Consider the following 17,855-nt stretch of genomic DNA (forward strand, 5'->3'; position numbering starts at 1 on the left):
GAGATGGATTTAAAAGAAGTAAGGAATATAGCAAGAGAGAAGTTGAAGGGATACTGTAGAGTATGTCCCATATGTAATGGTGTAGCTTGTGCAGGGGAAGTTCCTGGTATGGGTGGCCATTTAACGGGTTCCTCTTTCAAATCTAATGTTGAAGACTTAACTAAAGTAAAAATAAGGTTAAAAACTATTCATAATGCAAAAAATCCCGATTTAAAATTTAATTTTTTCGGTACACAACTAGAAATACCAATAATTAGCGCTCCAATTACTGGTACAGCTTTTAATATGGGTAGTGCATTAACGGAAGAACAATATATAAGCAGTATAGTAAATGGTAGTATAGATGCTGGTACTATTGCTATGATTGGCGACTCAGCTAATCCTGCTTTTTATGAAATTGGATTAGAAATTCTGAAAAAAGTAAATGGTAAAGGCGTCGGTATCCTCAAACCTAAAAAAAATAATCTTGTTATAGACTCTGTGAAGAAAGCCGAAAATATAAATGCCATTGCTGCTGGAATGGATATTGATGGTGCAGGATTAATTACAATGGCTTTACAGGGTGCCCCTGTTAGCCCAAAACCTGTGGATGAACTAAGGGAAATTACTTCTTCTACTAACCTCCCTTTCATTTTAAAAGGTATAATGACAAAGGAAGAGGCAATTCTAGCAGTGGAAGCTGGAGCTAAGGCTATAGTCGTATCAAATCATGGTGGAAGAGTACTAGACCATACGGAATCTACTGCAAAAGCACTTCCTGAAATAGTTGAAGCTGTTAAAGGAAAAATAATGATTCTCGTTGATGGTGGAATTCGTTCAGGAATAGACGTCTTCAAAATGATTGCTCTGGGAGCAGATGCAGTTCTAATAGGAAGACCAGTAATCTTTGGTGCCTATGGAGGTAGTAGTGAAGGAGTTTCATTGATAATTGAAAATATGAAGAATCAACTTCTTCAAACTATGATATTAACTGGTGCTAAGGATTTATCATCTATAAACAAATCTATGATTTCTATAGAATGGTAATCAAAAATAAGCTCCGATCGGAGCTTATTTTTTAATCCTATTTTTTACCAATGAACCTGCTAAATAAATCTAAAAACCTTTGGATGATAGTTTTATTGTTTTCATCATTGATTTCTACTTTTACTTTTTCACCCTCTATCTTAATAGTCGGTGTTTGCATAATAAATTGACAACTTGAATTTTCCTTATTTTTTTCATCTATAAATGAAGTATATAATTTGTCATCTTTAGCTTCATCCATAGTAAAATTCTCCAAGCCCTCTACAATTTTTTTAAATCCACTGTCATTTAATTCTTTTAAACCATCGGTCAATTCCTCTTGTCCTTCTACCATCTCAGTAATATCTTCTGGAATTTTCTTCGCATTTACATTTATTTCATTTCCACCATTAATAGCTACATCAAATCCTTGATTTAAAGATGTAAGCCCTTCTATTAACTGGCTATGACTTAAATACATATTATTAATCTCTTCAGGTAATTCCTTTATTTCATCCTTTAGCTGATTAAATCCTAAGGCTAAATTATTTAATCCTTTATTATATTCATTATACCCATAAAGTAATTTCTCTGAGTTTTCACCAATTGTATCCATACCTATTTTAGATTGATTTAGACCTTGGCTAAGTTCATCTATAGCCTTAGATTCATTAATAACTCCTTCTGCAAGAGCTTTTACTCTAGGGTCATCACTAGAAATTAGACTTTGGGCTAATTGAACTAAATTGCTATGACCATTATTTATTTCTCCTAAACCCCTATTGAGATTTTCTAAGCCCCCATTGATCTCTTTTATTCCATCATTTAACCCTGAAATGCCAGTTTCTATATTTCCACTTTCTAAATTTAATTTATTTATTCCACCGTTAACTTCCTCTACTCCTTTTACTACACCAGAAATATTTTCATTTAATGTACCTAATCCTAAATTAAATTGAGAAAATCCATTAATAAGAGTTTTTAAATTATTACCTATCTCTTTTAACCCATTGTAAAATTTTGATATTCCTCCACTTAAGGACACAAGTCCATCTTTTAATGCTTTCATGCCTTTACTTAGTTTTGTAGAACCATTTTCCAATTCTTTTGTTCCGTTATGCATCGCTTTAATTCCATCTGCAAATTCATCAAATTCTCCTGAAAGAGATATTTTGGCACTTGTGGAGGAGATTAATATTGGATTTAGCTCTATATTTTTACCTTCCGCCTTAATTGTAAAACTTTCATCTCCTAGGGGAAGATGTGTAAATACCACATTCATAGTTTTTCCTACTACAGAAGTAACTCCTTTTTGAGCTTCAATCCTTGTAAAAATATCTAAATCCAAAGGTACTTGAATTTGGGTAGTTAGACTCTTACTATTTTTAACATTTATCTTAATTTCTAAATCTCCCGACTTACCTGCTAAATCCTTCCCCTCTATCTTTGCTCCATCTATAAAATATTGAATTTCCAATTCCAGAGGAATTTTCTTTTCAAGTTTTCCCTCATAATATATATCTTTCTCACTTAATACCTTTGTATCCCATTTTATTGTTCCATTATCTATTATAGGATTTACACCTTCTGTTAGGACTCTTACATCCTCTAAATTTCCATAGTCCATATAATATTCATCTTTACTTTCTCCTGAAATATGAGTTACTGTCTTAATATTTCTAGTGTTACCATCGTGATCTAAATTTACATATACTGTTTCATGTCTGACAACTTCTGTAATACCAATAATTGAAAATGAAAATATAATTGTAAAAATTAAAATAAAGCTAACAATTTTTTTCACTTTTTTCCCCTCCATCAATTATTTATTTCTCTAGATAATCTTGAAGTAGTCTTTTTGATTAAACTATTAAATATAATTAGCAATGAAGGCAAGACTACAAGCACTAATATAAAGCTTATAATAGCTCCCCTTCCTATGAGTAATGTCAATTCTGCAGTATTTTTCATACTAGTGATTAGATAAACACTTAATGTTCCAGTAAATAATATTAGTGCTGATGTAAGTATTGGTCTTCCTGTATCTTTTATTGTCTTTATGGCAGCTTCTTTTTTATCCAACTGTTCAATATTTTCCAAGTATCTTGCGGTGTAAAGAATTGCATAGTCAACTGTAGCTCCTAATTGTATAGCCCCTATTATAATAAAACTAATAAAGTTTAAGCTTATACCTTGCATGTAAGGTATCGCCAGATTTATCCAAATCCCTAATTGAATAACAGATACCAATATAATAGGTATGATTAAGGATTTAAAAGCCAAAAGTATTATTATTCCTATTACTATAGTAGATATAATGGTTATATTTCTAAAATCCTGAGATGTAATCTTTTCTAGATCTGCATAAATCATTGATTCACCTGTAAGATACCATTCATCATATTCATTAAATAGAATACTTTTAATATTATTTAGTGTCTCCTTTGTAGATGCTCCTTCCATTGGAAGATTTAAATTTATATTTATTAAGGAATAATTTTCGCCTTGAAAGTTTTCGGTAACTTCTAGAGGTAAAAATTCCTCAGGTACTTCTATATCTACCATCCCATATAAACCTTTTATATCAACTACTCCGTTAACTGTCTCAAGTTTTCTTATCAACTCAGATTCTTTTAATTTATCTCCTTTGGGAATCATTAATGCTAATTGATTTTTATTTAAAAACAATTTGTCTATTTCTGTATTTGCAACATTTGATTTAAATGTCTTAGGAATCACTTTTTCATTAGCATAATAATATTTTACCTGTGATTGAGCCAGTGATGAGGGTATTGCTATTAAGATAGCTAATATTAAAAACACATAATGATATTTAACTATAATGTGTGAGGATTTTGCAAATCTAGGTAGATATATCTTATGTTGGTATTTTTCAATCCATTTATCAGATAGTAACACTAATATTGGTAACAAAGTAATAACTGAAATTAAACTAAATAATACTCCCTTAGCTAAAACTAGACCTATATCCTTTCCTATACCATATTTCATGACAATTAGTGCTAAGAAACCACCTACAGTTGTTAATGAAGAGGAAAGTACAGAAGTAAATGTTTTCCCAATGGCAGCTACCATGGCCCTATCATTATTTTCATGGTATTTCTTTTCTTCTATATATCTATGGATTAGGAATATAGAGTAATCCATGGAAACTGCCAATTGAATAATACTTGCTATAGAATCTGTATTAAAAGATACATTTGGAAATATTATGTTAGTTCCTTTATTTAATATAATTGCCACGCCTATGGCTATAAAAAATAGTATTGGTTCAATAAAAGACTCCATAGATAAAAACAAGACTATGAAAATTATTACAAATGCGATTACAGAGTAGTATAATATCTCTTTAGATGTGATTTTTTGCAGATCATGGGAAATTGATGCAGGGCCACCTATTATTCCAAAGTCATCTATATAAAGATGTATCTTTTCAACAGCATCTACAGTTTCCCTAGAGTCATTAGAGTCGGAAAACTGCACTTGCATTAGGTTAGCATTTCCATTCAAAAATTCTTTTTTAATACTTTCATCCATAAATTCTTCTGGTTTTAAAATATCTTCTGCTGACCCCAACCAGATTATATTTTCTATCCCTTGGATAGATTTAAGATCCTTCGCTATTTTATCTAAATCCTGAAAGGTTTTATCCTTTATCAATATATAACCTATACCTGAAATTCCAAATTCTTTTTCTAGTAGTTCTTTACCTTTTATAGAATTTATTTCTTTTGGTAAATATGTGCTTAAGTCATAATTAATATCTACAAATTGGCTAGTAATAATAGATAATATAATCATTAGTATATAGGTAAAAATTATAGCTTTCTTATGACTTACTATAAAATTTCCAAAACTCTCCACACAAATCCCCCCATAAAAAAATGTATTTAAACAATTGTTTTAAACAATTGTTTAAATACATTTTAATACTCACATACTAAAAAATCAATATCTATTTATCTAAAATAGATGTTACTAGATTTTTAATATATTTCATTCTTTCTTCTTCTAAACTAAAATCTATGAAAATCCCCTTCATCCCTGATATCATTGGTAATACTTGAAATATAATAGGTCCCAATACACCTGAGAATAATTGAATATATTTATAATTAAGAGTATCTATATCTTCTATTCCTGTAATCTTAGATATAATATCTTGTATCTTATCTTTTAATTCCACATCTCTAAAAAATTTGTTTATTATTTCAGGGTTATATTCTTTATCCTGCAAGATTAGACTGGATACCACAGTTATAAGTGCAGGCCATTTAAACATAAATTCCATTAAGTGATTTGCCCAAATAATCAGCTTATCTTCCAAAGTTGTGCTAGGATCATTTATGATTTCATTTTGTATATCATATAACATACTAGAATAGTGCTTCTCTACTGCTTTCATCAAATTATCTTTACTTTTAAAATGATAGTTAATAGCAGCTACATTTACTCCAGCTAAATTTGCTATCTCTCTTGTAGTCATATCTCCCTTGACTGGAAATAATTCTATTGCAGCTAAAAGTATCTTTTCTTCTGTATTCAAATCATTTTCTCTCATTAGATCACTCCTAAAATATCATACAATTTCACATCTCTATTTATAATATAGCAGACACCTTAGTTCTATCCTAGATACAAAATTGTATAGATTCCTTATTATGTATTTCTATCTATAAGTTAAACAAATATAAATACTTTGTCAATATACCTCTGTATTTTCAATGATAGGTAGAAATCTAAAATAAAAGAGATTTTTGATATCCTTCACTCAAAAATCTCTTTTATCTATTAATCTTTCCTAGAGTGAGCTATTCTACTAGCCGTTGCAGCTGCAATGGCAGCAACTAAATCATCTAAGAATGTATGAACTGCTATACCCTTCATTCCATCTATTTTCTTTATAATACCGATTTTCTCCTTATCTAAATATCCATAGTTTGTTAATCCTATAGTACCATAAACATTTACTATGGATAATGGAATAATCTCATCTATACCATATAATCCTTCATCCGACTCAACTATAGTTTGTAATGGTTCTGGTAATAGTTTCTTTTCTGCAATTTCATCTAAGGCTATTCCCGTTAAAATGGCATGGATTATTTCTCTTTTTGTAAGGACAGCCTTAATATTTTCTATACAAACCTCTAGTGTAAGATCAGGATAATACTTTCCCTGAAGGAATAAAACTAACTCTCCTATATCTTCTAAGGTTACCCCCCTTCTTTCAAGCATTTCTATAGTCATTTCGTGTAGCTCTTCCATATTATATTTTCCCATCTATATCCCTTCTTTCTTTTATTCTATTTTCTAATTTAATTATGATTTAATCCTCCACTGGATATTCATCTACTAATTCTCCTAAAGCAAAAAATCTTTTCCCTGTCTTTGACGAATAATAACAGGTCATAAGGGATATAATTGGTCTCCCTTGTTCCTCGGATCTTTTATTATCCAACATCTCCATAGCAGTATCTGGTACTACAACGGTATTATATATCTTATATTCATAAATAGTTTTTTTATCCGTTATATACACAGTAGTTCCAACTTCTATATCCATTAAAGAACCAAATAATAAATCCTTTTGTTTCATTCTATGACCTGCAAGGGGATAATTTCCTTCACCCATTTTCTGCTCAGGAACCATAGTAGTAGCCCCTGCTAATAGATTGGCATTGGTTACACCCTTTAATACTGGTAAGTTTATATCTAATTCTGGGATAATTAACTGACCTATCATAGATTTATTGTCAAAGTTAATTGACCCAATAATTGTAGATGTAATTCCAACATCTTCTATAGCTTCATAGTCAAATTCTGCATCAGTCTCTATATTCTCAGTTATTTCCTCATGGCTAATAGTATTTACTATTTCAGATTTCTTTTTAATATTATGCTTAATTATTTGATTTTTAATAGTAGGAGTTAAGATCAAAGCAATTCCTATTATTATCAATACTATAGATATAAACTTCTTCATTCCTAACCCTCCAAGAATAATACAAGAAATAAAAGAATTGTTATTAATTTTACTGCTTCTTTATATAGTTATTTAAAAAAAGTAATGATAAACATTATATTATGAATTGGCTAATATATACCCAAAAACTAGTCAAATATTTAGTAATTTTCATCTATAGTAATAAAAGATAAAACTCGAACAGAATAAACTATTCAAGTTTTATATCTATAGAAAATATCTAAACATTAAACCTAAATTCAATTATATCTCCATCATCAACAATATATTCCTTCCCTTCCAAGGTAACTAGACCCTTCTCTTTGGCCTTTACCATAGAACCATACTCTTTCAAGTCAACAAATTTACATACCTCTGCTCTTATAAATCCCTTTTCTATATCTGAATGTATCTTTCCAGCTGCTTCCTTTGCTTTAGTATCCTTTCTAATGGTCCAAGCCCTTACTTCATCTTTCCCTGCCGTAAGAAAAGAAATAAGTCCAAGATAATCATAGGCAGTTTTAGCTAATACATCTATACCTGATTCTATAATGCCTAAATCTTCTATAAACATTTCTCTATCTTCTAGATCTAGTTCTGATATCTCTAATTCTGTTTTGATGGAAAGTTCAATTAAAGGGGTATTTACAGATTTAGCAAAATCTATTAAACTCTTTCTCCCAGAATAATCCTTTTCCATTAATTGATTTTCATCTATATTGGCTACTAATATCATAGGTTTTTCTGATAGAAATGAAAATGTCTTTAAGATGTCCTTTTCTTCATCTGAGAGATCTATATTGTGTAGTAGTAGACCATTCTCTAATCCTTCTCTACATTTTTTAAGTACTTCTAGTTCTGCTAAATTCTCCTTAGTCACCTTCTTAGATGTTTCTATACGTTCAATTCGATTCTCTATAATGCCTAAATCAGCAAATAACAACTCAAGATTTATCGTCTCTATATCTCTCATAGGATCTATACTACCTTCAGCATGGATTACATTATCATTATCAAATACTCTCAGTACATGAACTAAAAGATCTGCTTTTCTAATATTATCTAGAAATTGATTGCCTACACCTTGACCTGTACTTGATCCCTTTACTAGACCTGGTACATCAATTACCTCTATTGTTGCATAGGTTGTTTTTCTAGATTGGTACATATTAGATAAGAAATCAATCCTCTCATCAGGTATCTTTGCGATACCTAAATGAGCCTCAACTTTCCCTTGAGAAAAACCTGTTATTCCAATGTCTGAACCTGTTAAAAGATTAAATAAACTAGTTTTACCTACTGTTGGTAATCCAATTAAACCTATTTTCATATTAGTACAGGATTTTATCCTGCTTTTCAACTCCTTCCTTATAATTATATTAATTAACTAGCCTTAGCAGAGGATAGTCCAAATAGGCTGCCTATAATGCCCAGAATACAACTCAATGACATGGTTAAAATAGTCAAGGAAGTTACTATTGCATCCTTAGGTGGCAATGGAATAAATGGAAGAGATCCTCCCATCTGGCTATATCCATAGTGTATTATCAAGGCTCCTAGACTTGAAGCTAATATACCTCCACCTACAGTCAAAAATAATCCTTCCAATAAAAATGGAAAACCTATAAAACTATCTGGAGCTCCTAATAATTTCAATGTATTAATTTGTTCTCTATTGTTATATATACCCTGTCTGATTATATGCGATACTACTACTAAAGTGGATATTCCTACGGCAGTTATAACTAATACTCCTAAAACTGTAAGTATTGTAATAATTTTTTGTAGACGATCTATTACCTCTTTGTTATCTCTGATATGCTGTATCCCATCTAATAAGTCTAATCTCTCTAAAACGAAATCTATCTCTTCTATCTGAATCTTAACCTCAATAAAAGAACTAAAGGGATTCTCTTCAAATAACTCTAATATACGAGATTCCTTACCCAGTATTTCAGTCATTCTATTATAAGATTCTTCTTCATTAACTAAACTCGCTTCTCTTACTCCATGTATCCTTCGTATACTTTGAATCAAATCATCAATTTCACTATCTCCTAGACTTTCATCAAAATAGACATTTATCTCTGCTTCCTTTTGCAAAACTTCAATAACTTCATTACTTATCCACCATCCAGAAAAAATCATTGAAAGAATAAAGAAAATCAATCCTATACTAAAAATGGAAAAAATATTTGAGAGAAAATCTACACGAAATATGGTATTAGACTCTTTTATAAAATAGCCTAAATTATAGAAAAAACTCTTCATTTAAGCTTCACCTCTACTTTCCAGGCTGACTTTCCCATTTTCTACTTTAATAAATTTTCCTTCTGTCAAATCTTCTATTAGATGTGTAGCATGGGTAGTTATGATTACAGATGTGTCCTTGTTCTTAAATGAAGTTAAAAGCTCTAATATATTGAGTGCATTGTCTATATCTAAATTACCTGTAGGTTCATCAGCGAGTATTATTGCTGGCTTCCTAGCTACTGCCCTAGCTATAGCTACCCTTTGAGTTTCTCCCCAGGAAAGATGCTCTACTAGAGAAAGCCTTTTGTGTTCAAGTCCTACTTTTATTAATGCATTATTTGATTCTTCTTTTATCTGTTTAGGCGGAATACCTAGAAATCTCATACCCATCATAACATTTTCTAAAGCAGTTCTTCCCTTTATTAACTTAAATTCTTGAAAAATTGGACCTATAATCCTTCTAAGCTTTCTAATATTTGCTGACTGTTCTTTGCTCATAGGAAGATCTAGTACTTTTAATTCTCCCGTGGTAGGATATTCTATTCCCATGAAAAGTTTTAGAAGGCTTGTTTTACCTGATCCACTAGGCCCTGTAATATATACAATATCTCCAGATTCAATCTTAATATTTACATCCTTTAATCCTACTGTTCCATCACTATATACTAGAGAAATATTCTTAGCTTCTATCATAAAATCTCCCCCATATTTTAAAATAGCTTTACGGTAACTAATAATTCCATATATCCATCCATAATTTCAACAGACCTTAAAATATTTTTACCTATCAGCGGCTCAAGGTTTAAAATAAAATATCCTTCTTCAAATAAATCCTCTATAGTTCCTTTTTCTAGGGGCATACCATAGAAACTACCTTTCTCTGCCTCAAATTTTATAATTTGGTCTCCTATAATAACAAATTTACCCTCAAGAGTAAGATTTTTTTCTGGTGCCTCCATCTCTATTTTTCCCGAAGAAAATTTAAATTCCATCTGAGGCAGACCCTTATGAGCTGCAATTATATCATTAAATGTCTTTTCTTCTATAATCCCCTTTACCCCTCGCAATGTAAGAGTTTCTTTCACTGCGTCTTGAGGAAAATTACCTTCCTCAATAATTTTAGCAAATTCCTTCGTGAAATCTGAAAATATTATCTTAAGTTCATTCATAATCATAGAAATATATTGTAAACGTTCTAGATATAATTCTTTATCTTCTGCAAGAGAATCTAGATATTCTTCTTGAGCTTTTACTAGTTCCTGTTTCTTTGTTAGGGTTTCTCCTAATGCCTCTTGCTTATCTTCTAATAATTTAAGCTTCTCAGCTAAATTAGATTTTTCAAGTATTAAACTCCCTTTAGATTCCTCTATTTTATCTAAAAGATTTCCTGTGTTTCTAGCTAAATCTCTAACTATGTTTATTCTTCTAATAAGATCTGTTAAATTATCTGAATTAAGTATTATATCTAAGAAAGATGCTGGCCCCATTCTTTGATAACTCTTTAAAATATTTTCTAATGCATTTAGATTGTGTTTATAGTTAGTCTCTTCTTTTTCAATCTTTTCTCCTAACCCCTCTATGCCTATCTTCATTGTATATATCTCTTGGCTTATCCTTTTATTCTCTCTTTCCATCTCCTCTATCTCTTGAAATTTTATAAAAAGATCTTCAAGAATCTGTTTTTCCTTTTCAGAAATATTATCTAACTTCTCCCTGATTTCAGAAATATTGCTTTCATTATCAGCTAATAAAGTTGAAGATGTAAATATCAGTATAACAGCTATAAATACAGACAATGAAATAAATATATTTTTCTTTCCCCTCAAGCCAATCCCCCCTGAATCATATTCAGACTTTGACTCAAATTATATCATCAATTAAAAAAAGCTTCTATAGTAAAATTAAAACATTCAATGAAGCTTTTTTGACTACTGCATAAGCAACTTGCACCAAACTAAATATTTCGGCAATCTGCTTAAAACTCATTTAAATAATAACAGGTTCTTAAAATAAAAAAGATAAAAATTAGAACTTTCCTATTGCTTATAAAAAAGAGTTAAAGAAATATTCTTCTTTAACTCTTAATTTTAATCAATTTCTATATTCAAAATGGGTTTATTTATCTACTTAAAAAAGCCTCTTAACATCTTTTGTATGCAAATATTTATCAACCCCAAATATTATTGCTAAAGATATTACTCCCAAAAGTATGTCCATAGTATTGGAACTGCTGATTAGCATCTTTCTTGCAATTGCATATAGTATTACTTCAAGGACATTTCCTGCAGAATGAGTGATTAGCATAAGTGCAAGTTCCAAACCAACTACTAATAATAGTATATGAGTTAGTAATCCCTGTAAAATTTCATAGGATGCACTAGCCTCTGTGACAAAAACAGTGTAAATAAGGACAACAATATCTTTTCCACTTATAAGAACCGTTATCATAATAAAAGTTGCCAATAAGATTTCTATCCACAGAATAAAGCTTTTCATCCATTTCTCTATCTTTTTTAATGGTCCTCCTGATTCACCGTGCACTTAATCAACTCCTTGTACTTTTTTATATTATATCCTATTCTGATAAAATTTTCACTAAAAAATAAAAAAATTTCTATTGAAATCTAAAAAACTTAAGGAAGCTTTTTAGAAACTCATAAACAAAAAAGTCTCATTAAATTCAAATTTCTTTTTATTAATCAGATAATTAGTATAAATCTATTTCTATTTAATATGATTTCCCTTGGGCTATAAATACGACAGGGAGATATATATCTCCCTGTCGCTTTTAGATTAAAATGAACATGGACTATATCCACAATCTTGACACTCTGCACATCCGCCACTATGCATCATAGTACCCCCACACATTGGGCAAATCTCTGGATTTTCTTTTATTTGTTCAGCAGCTAACTTATTTAACTCATTTTTCAATTCATCTATTTTATCTAGTCTGTTTTCTTTTGGCTTATCTGTAATAAGGATACCAGACCTTGCACAACCGTCGCGATAGATAGTAACTCCCTTTAAACCTCTTTCCCAAGCATATATATATAGTTCTTCAACTTCTTCAACTGTAAACTCATTAGGTACATTAACTGTAGATGAGATACTAGCATCAATGTATTGCTGCCATGCCGCTTGAACGTCAATTCTATCTTTATAATTTAAGTTTGAAGTTGTAATAAAGAAATCTGGTAAATCTTCTTCTTTAGATATATGATTTCTATCCATATAATCCTTAACAATAGGTGTAAATACCTTATAATATGTGTCAATATTATGAAGTGATTCTGACTTTCTAGTATAGGATACTTGGAATATTGGTTCTACTCCATTGCTGCATCCTATTAAAGTTGAAATACTTCCAGTAGGTGGTATAGTTAACAACTGGCTATTTCTAAGTCCATATTCTTTAATTAATCCTAATACTTCTTCAGTTGCATTTTCTAAAAGGAAAGGTGAGTTGAGTACTGCCTCCCTCTTATATCTTGGAAACGGACCATATTCTTTAGCCATTAAAGCTGATTGTCTTAAAGCTTCATTAATCATAGTATGCCCTACCTTATGGATTAAAGAGATAGATTCTTCACTTCCATATTTTATTCCTAATTTAATAAACATATCTGCTAATCCCATAATTCCAAGGCCAATTTGTCTTAGCTCTCTTGACATTTCCCTTTGTTCCTCTAAAGGATGTAGTTCCATATTTTCATCTAATACTTCATTTAAATAAATAACACCATCCCTTACCATTTGCCCAAATTTTTCATATTCAAAATATGCATACTTAGTAAATGGATTTTTTACAAATTCAGCTAAATTGATAGATGATAAGTTACAACTACCAAAAGCTGGAAGAGTCTCTTCAGCACATGGGTTAACTCCTGCAAATTCAAAATCCTTATCCTCACTCATTAGATGCCAAGAGTTTATCTTATCTTGAAACAATATTCCCGGTTCAGCCATATTCCAGTTGTTTCTAGATAATTTCTCAAATAATTCTCTAGCATTGACAATCTTTTTAATTTCTTCTCCAGTTGCTTCAACCTTAAAATACAAATCATATTCTTCATTATTTTTCACTGCATTCATAAATTTATCATCTATATTAACAGATATATTTGCATAGTTCACTTTAGATAAATCATTTTTGACATCAATAAAATCCTCTATGTCAGGGTGATTACAATCCATATTGAGCATTAAAGCACCACGTCTACCTCTCATACCAATTAATCCTGTAACCATAGAAAACAAATCCATGAAGGAAACAGCACCAGTTGTAGTATTTGCAGCATTATTTACTCTAGACCCCTTTGGTCTTAGCTTAGAAATAGTAAGTCCTACACCGCCACCATAGGAATAAGTTCTTGCTAGGTATTTTGCAGTATCAAATATGGATTCAATATTGTCCTCAACTTTTGGCATTACGTAACAATTTGATAAAGTGATTTTCCTACCAAATTTGTCTAGTCCTCTCCCAGCTAAGATACGGCCTGCTGGCATAAACTTTTTATCCTTTATAGCTTTTTTAATAGCATTATTACCACCACTGACTCTAGTTAAGAACCCATCAAAGGATTCATTCTCAAAGCGATACTTTTTTTCATAAATATCTCTCTGAAGATCTGACATTACCCATCCTTGTTCTCTTAATTTAGCTCTCTCTTCTCTATAAATAATATAAAGTCTAGCTACATCAGGACGTGATTTCATAAGTTCAACTTCTACAAAATCTTGAATCTTTTCTATATTTACTACTTCTAATTTACTAAAATCTATAAAAGCCTTATGGGCAATTTCTTGAGCCAGATCTTCATCGATGCCTAAATCCGTTTCTCCCATAGCTTTCTTAATTGCATTTACAATTTTCTCTTCCTCAAATACAACTATATTGCCATTTCGCTTTTCAACATGTAACATAATGCTCCCCCTTTATAATGAATCCTTAATAGTTAAAAATAGATTACAATCAACTATATATAGTGTTATATATGTTATTCGTATACTACATATACCCAATTTATCAAATATTAACTTGAAAATCAAGTATATTATATTATCTTAATATAACATCTGAATTAAAGGGGTCAATATACCTAGTACACCTCCTAAAAGTGCTCCTAACCAAGTAATAGCCTTTAGTTCCTTATTCGCAATATCTAAAATCAATTCCTCAGTAAAATCCACATCGAAGCTATTTACCTTATCTTCTACAATCTTTGATATATTAAACAATTCAATAATATGTGGCAATTCATGTATAGCAAATTCTTCAAATATAGTTCTAGCTATATTATAAATATTTGTAATCATATCCTTATTTATTTTTCCTGCCATAGAAGAAATAGGTCTGTTCAAAAATTGTTCTACTATAATTTGAGTAAAATTAGAGATACTCTCTTCTAATTTAGTTGAATTTAATATTATGTCTATATTAGTATTTAAGTAATTTATTATATTTTCCTTGTTATTTAATTCTGAAGCTTTTAGTTTATCCTGTATCAATTGTAACATAATATCATAATTTTTTTCATCAGAAATATAATTAATTAATACATCCGAAATTCTTGCTAGACTGTCATGACCAATAGTTTCCATTAGTCTTGGTACCACCTCTGAAGCCTTGGATTCTAGTAGTTTATCTATTGAAGCCTTAACAAGCATAACTATATTTTTATTTGCATCTTCACTATCTATATATTTTTCAATCATATGAAATACTTTATCAGAAATTAACTCTGGGCTAATAAAAGCAATAATTAATTTAGACATATTTTGAGAGATAAGCTCCGAAATGGAATCTTTAATTTTTCTTTGTATTTCAGGATCTTTGAAACTCGTCCTTATACTATATCCGATTTCATTTCCATTTTCATCAATATACTGATTTATAGCAGCCAATAACTCCTCTGGAATCAATTGTGACAGCATTCTTTCATCTTGAGCAAATTCATTTAGCTTTGAATCCAGGTGTCTGATTATTCCATTCTTTAGCTCTGAGGATTTTGATAATTCAATTAAAGATCCCCTCAACTTTTCATCTACTAATCCATAAATTTCTTCAGTATCAAAGCTATTTACTTTATCTTCAATAGCCTTAGATATTAACGTTTTAAATTGTTGACTCCTGATATGAGAAATTATTATATTCTTTAAATTTTCTTTTGCTTTCTTTATAAATCTATCATAATTTTCACCTAGCAAATTATCTAAAATCCCCTTCATAGATTGTTGGTTTTCTTTTAATTTGTTTAGTTTATCTTCTAACCACAATTTAATTTCTCTATCCGTTCTTTTATTGGCTAAAGCCTCAACTATAGTTTCTGGTGATAATAAATAGTTTCCTACTGTTTCCCCTATACTTTTAGCAATCCTCTCTCTCTCCTTCGGTATAAGGCCTGGAGTAAAGGGTATTTTTATATTCATTATTCTTTTCTCATGATGAGGTCTAAACAGCATCTTTATAGCAAGCCAATTTGTAAAATATCCTATGATTGCTCCAACTATAACTGGTACTAAAATTTTCATATTTTCTCCTTTCTAAAGCATTGAGATGAATGCATAGGCGGTTTTTTTGCTTTCCATGCAAAAAAACCGCCCCCTTTCACGCTACATAAGCTTACATATATTATTTGTAAATTCAATAGGGTCCTCTATAGGTAATCCTTCTATTAATAAGGCTTGATTATATAATAAGTTAGTATAAAGCTTTAGTTTATCCTTATCATTTTCAAAGGCAGATTTTAATGTGTCAAATACATGGTGATGTATATTAATTTCCAATATTTTATCAGCCTTTATACCCTGATTATCTGGCATTTGACTTAAGATTTTCTCCATTTCTATTGAAAGTTCCCCTTCACTAGATAGGCAAACAGGATAATTTTTAAGTCTCTTAGAAGGTTTTATTTCCTTTATTTTATCTGACAAGCTTTCCTTCATAAATGAAAATAGCTCCTTATTTTCTTCTATTTCCTTTTCATTATCCTTATCCTTTTCATCAGCTTCTATACCTAAATCACCTGACGATACAGATTTAAATTCCTTTTCCTTATATTGCATTAGCATTTTAATTGCAAATTCATCTATATCATCTGTGAAATATAAAATTTCGTAGCCTTTATCCTTTACTAATTCAGTTTGTGGCAATCTATCAATTCTCTCTACAGATTCGCCAGCTGCATAATAGATATATTTTTGCTCTTCTGGCATTCTACTTACATATTCCTCTAAGGTAACCATTTTCTTTTCCTTTGATGAATAGAAAATAAGCAGGTCTTGTAATACTTCTTTGTGCATTCCAAAATCACTATAAACTCCGAATTTCAATTGTTTTCCAAATCCTTTAAAGAATTCCTCATATTTTTCTCTTTCATTCTTTAGGATTAAAGTTAATTCATCTTTAATTTTATCTTCTATCTTCCTTGCAATCAACTTTAATTGTCTATCATGCTGTAATATCTCTCTAGATATATTTAAGGATAAATCTTCTGAATCTACAATTCCTTTTACAAAGCTAAAATAATCTGGAAGTAAATCAGCACACTTATTCATTATAAGTACCCCATTGGAATATAACTCAAGTCCCTTTTCGTACTCTTTTGTGTAAAAATCATAAGGAATTTGACTTGGTATAAATAATAAAGCATTATACCTTACGACACCATCTACAGATAGATGAATTGACTTTATAGGTTCATCAAATCCAAAATGCTTTTCTGTATAAAAATTCTTATAATCTTCTTCTGTTAATTCATTTTTATTTTTTCTCCATATTGGAACCATGCTATTTATTACTTGCTCTTCTTCATATTGTTCATATTCATCTTCAGAGCCTTCCTTTAATCTGCTCTTTGTAACATTCATTTTAATTGGATATCTAATAAAATCAGAATATTTTTTAATAATTCCCCTCAATCTATATTCTTCTAAAAATTCATCATAATTCTCGTCTTCTGTATTTTCCTTGATTGTAAGTATTATATCTGTCCCAACAGTATCTTTTTCTATAGGCTCTATTGTATATCCCTCAGCACCCTCAGACTCCCATTTATATCCTTCATTGGCTCCAAAGGTTTTACTTATAACTGTTACCTTGTCCGCTACCATGAATGCAGAATAAAATCCAACACCAAATTGGCCAATTATATCAAAGCCATCTTTTAATTCATTTTCATTTTTAAATGCAAAGGAACCACTATTTGCAATCACACCAAGATTCTCTTCTAATTCTTCCTTCGACATTCCAATTCCTGTATCTGATACGGTCAATGTATGATTTTCTTTATCTGCTATAATCTTAATGTAATAATCATCTTTATTAAAGCTTATGCTCTCATCAGTCAAAGCTTTATAATAAATCTTATCAATAGCATCAGATGAATTGGAAATCAGCTCTCTTAAAAATATCTCTTTATGTGTGTAAATTGAATTTACCATCAAATCAAGCAAACGCTTTGACTCTGCTCTAAATTCCTTTCTTTCCATAGATATCTTCCCTTTCCTTTTTTATATTATAATTTTATTAGCACTCTAAGTGTTAGAGTGCTAATAAGAAAAATGTACCATATTTATTTTTTTATGTCAAGAACAAGAAATATTAGTG

The 17,855-nt window shown here is 30.2% G+C and carries 14 protein-coding genes; 1 reads left to right on the forward strand and 13 read right to left on the reverse strand.

Features of this window, described 5'->3' with window-relative positions; translation table 11 throughout:
• The first annotated feature begins 3 nt into the window (after positions 1-3).
• The gene (locus tag RDK80_RS06790) at positions 4-1,026 is read left to right on the forward strand and encodes an alpha-hydroxy-acid oxidizing protein (protein ID WP_308523830.1); all 1,023 of its coding nucleotides are present in this window, start codon (positions 4-6) and stop codon (positions 1,024-1,026) included.
• Between the two features lie 37 nt (positions 1,027-1,063).
• On the opposite strand, the gene RDK80_RS06795 is transcribed toward RDK80_RS06790, so the two are convergent.
• From RDK80_RS06795 to htpG, 13 genes are all read right to left on the reverse strand, one after another.
• Complete coding sequence (locus RDK80_RS06795; protein ID WP_308523831.1) at positions 1,064-2,809, reverse strand: hypothetical protein; 1,746 nt, start codon at positions 2,807-2,809, stop codon at positions 1,064-1,066.
• Positions 2,810-2,823: 14 nt separating this feature from the next.
• Positions 2,824-4,890: an MMPL family transporter gene (locus tag RDK80_RS06800; protein WP_308523832.1), complete on the reverse strand. Its 2,067-nt coding sequence runs from the start codon at positions 4,888-4,890 to the stop codon at positions 2,824-2,826.
• Positions 4,891-4,981: 91 nt separating this feature from the next.
• Positions 4,982-5,587 carry a TetR/AcrR family transcriptional regulator gene (locus RDK80_RS06805; RefSeq protein ID WP_256311302.1) on the reverse strand — a complete coding sequence of 202 codons (606 nt, stop codon included), beginning with the start codon at positions 5,585-5,587 and terminating at the stop codon, positions 4,982-4,984.
• Positions 5,588-5,817: 230 nt separating this feature from the next.
• Positions 5,818-6,309, reverse strand: a complete 492-nt coding sequence (locus RDK80_RS06810; protein WP_094903672.1) for a phosphatidylglycerophosphatase A — start codon at positions 6,307-6,309, stop codon at positions 5,818-5,820.
• A 46-nt stretch (positions 6,310-6,355) separates the two neighbouring features.
• Positions 6,356-7,012 (reverse strand): class A sortase, encoded by a 657-nt coding sequence (locus tag RDK80_RS06815; RefSeq protein ID WP_308523833.1) that lies wholly within the window; start codon positions 7,010-7,012, stop codon positions 6,356-6,358.
• 220 nt (positions 7,013-7,232) lie between these two features.
• Positions 7,233-8,351, reverse strand: a complete 1,119-nt coding sequence (gene ychF / locus RDK80_RS06820) for a redox-regulated ATPase YchF (RefSeq protein ID WP_308523834.1) — start codon at positions 8,349-8,351, stop codon at positions 7,233-7,235.
• A 23-nt stretch (positions 8,352-8,374) separates the two neighbouring features.
• Complete coding sequence (locus tag RDK80_RS06825) at positions 8,375-9,262, reverse strand: permease-like cell division protein FtsX (protein WP_308523835.1); 888 nt, start codon at positions 9,260-9,262, stop codon at positions 8,375-8,377.
• Positions 9,263-9,937 (reverse strand): cell division ATP-binding protein FtsE, encoded by a 675-nt coding sequence (locus RDK80_RS06830; protein ID WP_094903666.1) that lies wholly within the window; start codon positions 9,935-9,937, stop codon positions 9,263-9,265. It lies immediately after the preceding gene.
• A 17-nt stretch (positions 9,938-9,954) separates the two neighbouring features.
• Positions 9,955-11,070 carry a hypothetical protein gene (locus RDK80_RS06835; RefSeq protein WP_094903664.1) on the reverse strand — a complete coding sequence of 372 codons (1,116 nt, stop codon included), beginning with the start codon at positions 11,068-11,070 and terminating at the stop codon, positions 9,955-9,957.
• Between the two features lie 301 nt (positions 11,071-11,371).
• Positions 11,372-11,785, reverse strand: a complete 414-nt coding sequence (locus RDK80_RS06840) for a hypothetical protein (RefSeq protein WP_235601401.1) — start codon at positions 11,783-11,785, stop codon at positions 11,372-11,374.
• Positions 11,786-12,037: 252 nt separating this feature from the next.
• Positions 12,038-14,170 carry an adenosylcobalamin-dependent ribonucleoside-diphosphate reductase gene (locus tag RDK80_RS06845; RefSeq protein WP_094903662.1) on the reverse strand — a complete coding sequence of 711 codons (2,133 nt, stop codon included), beginning with the start codon at positions 14,168-14,170 and terminating at the stop codon, positions 12,038-12,040.
• Positions 14,171-14,311: 141 nt separating this feature from the next.
• A complete protein-coding gene (locus RDK80_RS06850; RefSeq protein ID WP_308523836.1) occupies positions 14,312-15,778 on the reverse strand; it encodes a DUF445 family protein in 1,467 nt (488 codons plus the stop codon).
• 81 nt (positions 15,779-15,859) lie between these two features.
• Complete coding sequence (gene htpG, locus RDK80_RS06855; protein ID WP_308523837.1) at positions 15,860-17,737, reverse strand: molecular chaperone HtpG; 1,878 nt, start codon at positions 17,735-17,737, stop codon at positions 15,860-15,862.
• Positions 17,738-17,855: the final 118 nt, after the last annotated feature.

Origin of the sequence: uncultured Tissierella sp. (assembly GCF_902479755.1) — a bacterium.
Lineage (GTDB): Bacteria > Bacillota > Clostridia > Tissierellales > Tissierellaceae > Tissierella > Tissierella carlieri.

Bases quoted from the DNA above. Each gene is read 5' to 3' on its own strand.
- RDK80_RS06815 (WP_308523833.1), bottom strand. From the start codon at position 7,012: ATGAAGAAGTTTATATCTATAGTATTGATAATAATAGGAATTGCTTTG.
- RDK80_RS06790 (WP_308523830.1), top strand. From the start codon at position 4: ATGGATTTAAAAGAAGTAAGGAATATAGCAAGAGAGAAGTTGAAGGGA.
- RDK80_RS06810 (WP_094903672.1), bottom strand. From the start codon at position 6,309: ATGGGAAAATATAATATGGAAGAGCTACACGAAATGACTATAGAAATG.
- RDK80_RS06805 (WP_256311302.1), bottom strand. From the start codon at position 5,587: ATGAGAGAAAATGATTTGAATACAGAAGAAAAGATACTTTTAGCTGCA.
- RDK80_RS06825 (WP_308523835.1), bottom strand. From the start codon at position 9,262: ATGAAGAGTTTTTTCTATAATTTAGGCTATTTTATAAAAGAGTCTAAT.
- htpG (WP_308523837.1), bottom strand. From the start codon at position 17,737: ATGGAAAGAAAGGAATTTAGAGCAGAGTCAAAGCGTTTGCTTGATTTG.
- RDK80_RS06830 (WP_094903666.1), bottom strand. From the start codon at position 9,937: ATGATAGAAGCTAAGAATATTTCTCTAGTATATAGTGATGGAACAGTA.
- RDK80_RS06845 (WP_094903662.1), bottom strand. From the start codon at position 14,170: ATGTTACATGTTGAAAAGCGAAATGGCAATATAGTTGTATTTGAGGAA.
- RDK80_RS06850 (WP_308523836.1), bottom strand. From the start codon at position 15,778: ATGAAAATTTTAGTACCAGTTATAGTTGGAGCAATCATAGGATATTTT.